Source organism: Streptomyces flavofungini (genome assembly GCF_041028215.1).
Taxonomy (GTDB): Bacteria; Actinomycetota; Actinomycetes; order Streptomycetales; family Streptomycetaceae; genus Streptomyces; species Streptomyces flavofungini_B.
In genome coordinates this window covers 1-1679 of sequence record NZ_JASKYR010001102.1, presented here as the reverse complement: position 1 = coordinate 1679, position 1679 = coordinate 1, and the positions used below count along the sequence as shown (strand labels likewise).

Here is a 1679-nt window from a genome sequence, read left to right as displayed (position 1 = left end):
GTCGCATAGTGGTCCTGCTGGCCGTAGCGGCCCAGGTGGAACTGGCCGTAGGCGTGCGGGCGCGCGTCCTGGCGTCCGTCGCGCTGTCCGCCGTACGGTCCCGCGCCGAAGGCGGTGAAGCCGAGTTCCTCCTCGCCCGCCCGGTCTCCCGGCAGCGCGCGGAAGGCCCTGCGGTACTCCGAGTACAGCGTGTCGTAGATCGGTGTGGCCGAGTGCTCGCCCGTCGTGTCCGGTGCGGTGCGCATGGACGGGATCGGGCTCTGGTACGTCGGCCGGTGGCGGGAGGGGTCGTATGTGTGCACGTATGTGCCAACGAAACCGGCGCCGGACGGATGCGGGGGCCGCGCCGGTTTCCCGCTCAGACAAGGATCTGACCGGCGCCTTTCGCGGTCGGGGCGCCGGTCGGGGCGCTGGTCGGGGCGCGGCTCCGCGGCCATCCGGGTGCTCAGGTCCCGGCGAGCGGCATGGACCCGGCGGCGAGCTGCCCGCGGGCGGCCGTGCGGTCCAGGGCGTCCCGCAGCAGATCCTCGCGCGGCTGGCGGCCGATGGAGCCCGCCGGGGCGGCGAAGAGCAGCACGGTCTGGGTCTTGTTGGCGGCGGCCCGCCAGTCCTCGGTGACCTGGAGCGGCTGGTGCGCCTGCCACCAGGCGACGGGGGAGCCGCCGTTGGTGCCGGGCTGGAGAACGGCGTGGAGCTGGCCCATGGCCAGCAGGACCGACCAGCCGTGCAGCACCGGCGGCGCGGTGTCGAGCGAGGTGACCGGCAGGAAGCCCTGCTCGATCAGGAGCGGCAGGAAGTCGTCGCCGCCACCGGGCGCGGCGCCGGGGCGGGCGATGGGACCGGTCGGCTCGACGACGAGCGCGGGGCGCAGCTCGCCCTCGATCAGGACGAGACCGCTGGTCACACCGAGCACGGCCTGGCTCGGCGCGGCCTCGGTCGGCGCCTCGCCGTCCTCGCCGGTGATCGAGCGCACGGCGCCCTGGAGCTGCTCCTCGGAGACCGTGACGATCTGGGAGGGCAGGCAGGAGGCGTGCGCGAAGGCGAGCACGGCCGTCTCGTCGCCGACGAACAGGACCGTGCTGGTTCGTTCCTGCCCGGAGTCGCCCGGGGTGCGGCAGGAGGTGCAGTCGTAACTGCCCGGCGTGTTCTCTCCGGCGAGCAGCCGGTCGGCTTCTTCGTCGCCGATCTCGGCGCGAACGTCGTCGCTGACGTCGAGCATGCGCGGCACGGTTGGCTCCTCGGGATTGTCACCTGGGGTGATTGATGCGGGTGTGGTGAGCCGGTGGTGCCCGGCTCATGGGAAGACAACGGCGGATCAGTGGCGCAAGTCACGCAAGAAGGCGAACGGAATCGAACCGTCCGCCGCACAGGGTGAGATGCCGGGCGGAATGCATCACTCCGTGCCAACAGGTGTTCGGTACAGGGGAGTTGCCGGGGTGAGGTGGCTCACAGATCAATCGGGCGGCGGGTTCATAAATCCTGAAATGGACCAATGAAGTGGGTGGCCTGAACTCGCCGCTACCCTCGGTAACTCTCGACTGGCCTGTGGAGACGGAGATCCGGTTGCTGCCCGGGCGAACGGGCTCCTAGATTCCACCGCCGTGTGCAGCGAGCACCGCTCGGGTACGTCCGCCGCTCACCCCGTTCCGACGGGGGACCGGCCGCCCCGGTTCCATGGG

The 1679-nt window shown here is 71.5% G+C and carries 1 protein-coding gene and 1 pseudogene; both read right to left on the bottom strand.

The window, feature by feature from the left end; translation table 11 throughout:
* Positions 1–245 (bottom strand): annotated as a pseudogene (locus tag AB8Z36_RS38785) (hypothetical protein); the annotation flags it as partial.
* 200 nt (positions 246–445) lie between these two features.
* Positions 446–1228 (bottom strand): hypothetical protein, encoded by a 783-nt coding sequence (locus AB8Z36_RS38780; RefSeq protein WP_369218061.1) that lies wholly within the window; start codon positions 1226–1228, stop codon positions 446–448.
* Between the last annotated feature and the right edge of the window lie 451 nt (positions 1229–1679).